The sequence below is a fragment of the Caballeronia sp. LZ032 genome (assembly GCF_031451315.1).
In the GTDB taxonomy this organism is placed as follows: domain Bacteria; phylum Pseudomonadota; class Gammaproteobacteria; order Burkholderiales; family Burkholderiaceae; genus Caballeronia.
In genome coordinates this window covers 1-4,000 of the sequence record NZ_JARUXP010000021.1, presented here as the reverse complement: position 1 = coordinate 4,000, position 4,000 = coordinate 1, and the positions used below count along the sequence as shown (strand labels likewise).

4 protein-coding genes are annotated in these 4,000 nt (G+C 63.2%); all 4 read left to right on the top strand.

Annotation, left to right across the window (positions count from 1 at the left end):
- Positions 1–274 precede the first annotated feature (274 nt).
- The 4 genes from QCE69_RS39080 to QCE69_RS39065 all read left to right on the top strand — a co-directional run bounded on the left by QCE69_RS39080 (position 275) and on the right by QCE69_RS39065 (position 3,544).
- A complete protein-coding gene (locus QCE69_RS39080) occupies positions 275–1,243 on the top strand; it encodes a LysR family transcriptional regulator (protein WP_309936119.1) in 969 nt (322 codons plus the stop codon).
- Between the two features lie 157 nt (positions 1,244–1,400).
- Complete coding sequence (locus QCE69_RS39075; protein ID WP_309936118.1) at positions 1,401–1,910, top strand: flavin reductase family protein; 510 nt, start codon at positions 1,401–1,403, stop codon at positions 1,908–1,910.
- A gap of 9 nt (positions 1,911–1,919) precedes the next feature.
- On the top strand, positions 1,920–3,080 hold the full coding sequence (locus QCE69_RS39070) for an iron-containing alcohol dehydrogenase (protein WP_309936117.1): 1,161 nt from the start codon (positions 1,920–1,922) through the stop codon (positions 3,078–3,080).
- Complete coding sequence (locus QCE69_RS39065; RefSeq protein ID WP_309927951.1) at positions 3,077–3,544, top strand: 6,7-dimethyl-8-ribityllumazine synthase; 468 nt, start codon at positions 3,077–3,079, stop codon at positions 3,542–3,544. Before QCE69_RS39070 ends, QCE69_RS39065 begins: the two co-directional genes overlap by 4 nt.
- Positions 3,545–4,000: the final 456 nt, after the last annotated feature.

Sequence of the window (4,000 nt, the reverse complement as noted above, 5' to 3'; positions counted from 1 at the left end):
CCGCCATCGACGATCATCGCGTCGGGCTGTTGATCGATGCCGCGCCAGAAGTCGGCCGCCGGGATGCCGTAGCCCAGGATGCCGTTCGGCGTCAGGATCCTGATTTCGTTCTTCATGAAGTCTCCTTGCGATTCCTTCGGAGCGCCGCATGCTTCGGCATGACGCAAGAGGCGCAGTCGTATGAACCGATTATGTCGAGGCCCACGCCACGACACTATTTGCTTTATGAGATAGACTCATAGACATTCCTGATAAAACCCGGAGACCTTGGGCCATGACGTCCGACAAGCCGGACGAAGCCGCGCATGCCGCGGCGCCGGTCACGCTGCGTTTCGACCTCGTCGAACTGGAGACTTTTCTTGCGGTGGTGGAACTGGGCAGCTTCAGCGCCGCCGCCAGGCGTCTGCATATCTCCCAGCCTTCCGTGACGGCCCGCGTGCAGCGGCTCGAATCGACCTTGAAAACCCGGCTGCTCGTGCGCACCACGCGTCACGTGGAGCCGACCGCCGCCGGCAAGCGCTTGCGCGAGCACGCGGAAGCCGCGCTGCGCGACCTGCGCAAGCTGCTGACCGAATTCCAGGCCGATGCCGAAGCAGCGCGGCTGCGCGTAGTCGTCGCCGCCACGCCGATGATCTCGGCCGTCATGCTGCCCTCGCTGATCCATTCCTTCTGCCAGCGCTATCCGGACGTGCAGATCCAGTTGCGCGACCTGCAATATGAAGACGTGGTCGCGCGGATCGAGAGCAGCGAGGCGGATCTCGCGGTCGTCGCATTCGATAACGATTCGAGCAAGCTGAGTTTCGAAGCGCTCACGGAAGAGGACATGCTGGTCGTGGTGCCGACCTCGCATGCGCTCGCGCCCGCTGGCGAAGTGACGCTGGAGCAGCTCGCGCAAGTGCCGCTGATGCTGCTGGACCGCTATTCGATCCTGCGCGAGCGGCTCGCCGACGAGTTCGCGAAACGCGGTCTTGCGCTGCGGCCGATGCACCACGCCGCCAACCTGAGCACGCTGCTCGGCATGGTGGACGCGGGTCTGGGAGCCACCTTCCTGCCGCGCTCGATGGCGCAGCGCTACGCGCGCGACACTCGCGCCACGCTTCAGGTCACCGACGTCAAGCTGATGCGCAGCTTCGGCATTCTGCGTTCGCGCGATGCGGACCTGAGCGCCGCCGCGCTGAGCTTCGTGCGGCATTTGCAGGCGAACTTCGGCGCGACGCTGACCAGCGACGCGGCGCAGGCCTGACGCCATGATGCGAGCGCTTGCCACTTATCAGCGCGCTCATCTATCCGTTTTATCGATCAATCCATCGCGACATCGAAATTGTTCTGCGGGACGCGCGACTCTAGACTGGGATCATGAAGTGCAGATGCCATGCGCTCATCTCATTCCGGAGACTTTCATGACGCTCAAGAACAATCAGACCTTCCGCGACGCACTGTCGGCTTTTCCGAGCGGCGTCACCATCGTGTCGACGACCGACGAAGCCGGCCGCCACTGGGGCTTCACCGCCAGCTCGTTCTCGTCCGTATCGATGGACCCGCCGCTCGTGCTGGTGTGCATCGCCAACAAGGCGGATTCGCACGCGGCCTTCGTCACCGCGCAGCGTTACGCGATCAACATCCTCTCGCAGGATCAGAAGAACATCGCGATGCACTTCGCGCGCAAGGGCGTCGACAAGTTCGCCCCGCACGGCTTCCGCTATGGCACCGAAGACAATCCGCATCCGCCAGTGCTGCCGGGCTCGATGGCCTCGCTCGTGTGCGTCGCGCGCGACGTGCACGAAGCCGGCGATCATACGGTGCTGATCGGCGAGATCCAGGAAGTCGAGCTGTGCGAAGCCACGCCGCTCGTCTACTACAACCGGGGTTTTCGCAACCTCGAACTTGAAACCGAAGATTCTCTTTCCTGAGCGCATCGCATGAACGCATTCAGTTTCACCACGGTTCCCTCGCTCATCGTCGAATACGGCAGCGCCCGGCGGCTCGGCGCGCTGCTGCGCGAGCGCTATCGCAACGAAAGCCGCGTCGTGCTCGTGACCGACCGCTTCCTCAATCAGAGCGGCCTGATCGCGCCCGCACTCGACGACCTCTCGACCCGGGGCTGGGACGTCACCGTGATCGATGACGTCGTCGCCGATCCGCCCGATCACGTCGTGCTCGACGCCGCCACGCGCGCGAAAGCCAGCGGCGCGCAGATCGTGCTGGGGCTCGGCGGCGGTTCGTCGATGGACGTCGCCAAGCTGATCGCCGTGCTGTGCGCGAGCGAACAGCCGCTCGACAAGATGTATGGCGTCGGCAACGTGGAAGGCCCGCGTCTGCCGCTCGTGCTGATTCCGACCACGGCGGGCACCGGCTCCGAAGTCACGGCCATCTCCATCGTCACGACGGGCGCGACCACCAAGAGCGGCGTCGTCTCGCCGATTCTGTATCCGGACATCGCGCTGCTCGACGCCGAACTCACGCTCGGCCTGCCGCCGCAGGCGACCGCCGCGACCGGCATCGATGCCATGGTGCATGCGATCGAGGCTTACACGTCGGCGCGTCTGAAGAACCCGCTGTCCGACATGCTCGCCAAGGAAGCGCTGCGCCTGCTGTATGCGAACCTGCTGCCGGCTTGCCGCGACGGCAAGGACCGCGCCGCGCGCGAAGCCATGCTGCTCGGCGCGACGCTCGCCGGCCAGGCGTTCTCGAATGCGCCCGTCGCCGCGGTGCATGCGCTCGCCTATCCGCTCGGCGGACACTTTCACGTGCCGCATGGACTGTCGAATGCGCTCGTGCTGATGCACGTGCTGCGCTACAACGCGTCCGCCGCTGCCGCGCTCTATGCGGAACTCGCGGACGTGCTCGGCTGCGCGGCGGCTGGCGACAGCGCCGAGGCGAAGACCGAAGCCTTCGTCCAGGCGATGCAGACCCTCGTCAACGAGACCGGCATTCCGCGCACGCTGCGTGAAGTGGGCGTGGAGGAATCGCATCTGCCGATGCTCGCCTCCGACGCGATGAAGCAGCAGCGCCTGCTCATCAACAATCCGCGCGAGATGACGGAAGCCGCCGCGCTCGACATCTACAAGGCCGCGCTATGAACGCGCCGTCGCAACCGGTCAAACCCTTGCGCATTGCGTTTGTGCAGTCGTGCTGGCATCGCGAGATCGTCGATCAGTGCCGGCATGCGTTTCTTGCGCGCGTCGCGGAATTGGGTTTTGCTGCAAGCGCTGTCGAGTGCTTTGATGTTCCCGGAGCGTTCGAACTGCCGCTGCACGCGAAGCTGCTCGCCACGCGCGGCGGTTTCGATGCGGTGGTGGCAGCCGGGCTTGTAGTCGATGGCGGGATCTACCGGCATGAGTTTGTTGCGCAGGCGGTCATCAACGGGCTGATGCAGGTTCAACTCGACACGCTCACGCCGGTGTTCTCGGCCGTGCTGACGCCGCATCACTTTCATGCAGGCGAAGAGCATCTGCGCTTCTTCCACGATCATATGAGCGTGAAGGGGCGTGAAGTTGCGAATGCTTGTATCGAAACGCTGGAGCGTGTGGCGCTTCTTGTTTGATCACACGCTTGAGTAGTGACAAAGGCATCCGGTTTTTAGTCGGATGCCTTTTTTATTTGCATGACGGATTGAGAACGTGCAGCGTGATCCAGGTTGATGATGCTCATAGGCATTAATCCGTTCAGATACCTGTTCTTGACTGCGTGCGCACTTCGAATAATTAGGAAAAGTCGCGTTATATCGCATGCACTCGCGGGGATACATTGACAGTCGGTCGAATACGCAATCCGCGTGTTCTGTTTCATATCGATTGTCGAGGTCTCATCGTGTCGAATGCCGGGTTACAGAATAACGGGATGCTTGGTCCAGCCGCTCGCACACGACGCCGACAACAATAACGCAGGCACGGGGACGCAGGCGACATGACGATGCTGGCAGTGAACCACCTGACGCCGGTGGTCGGCATCGACGTGCATTGGGTCAATCTCCCGCCGTCGCCCGCGCCTGTTCCGCTGC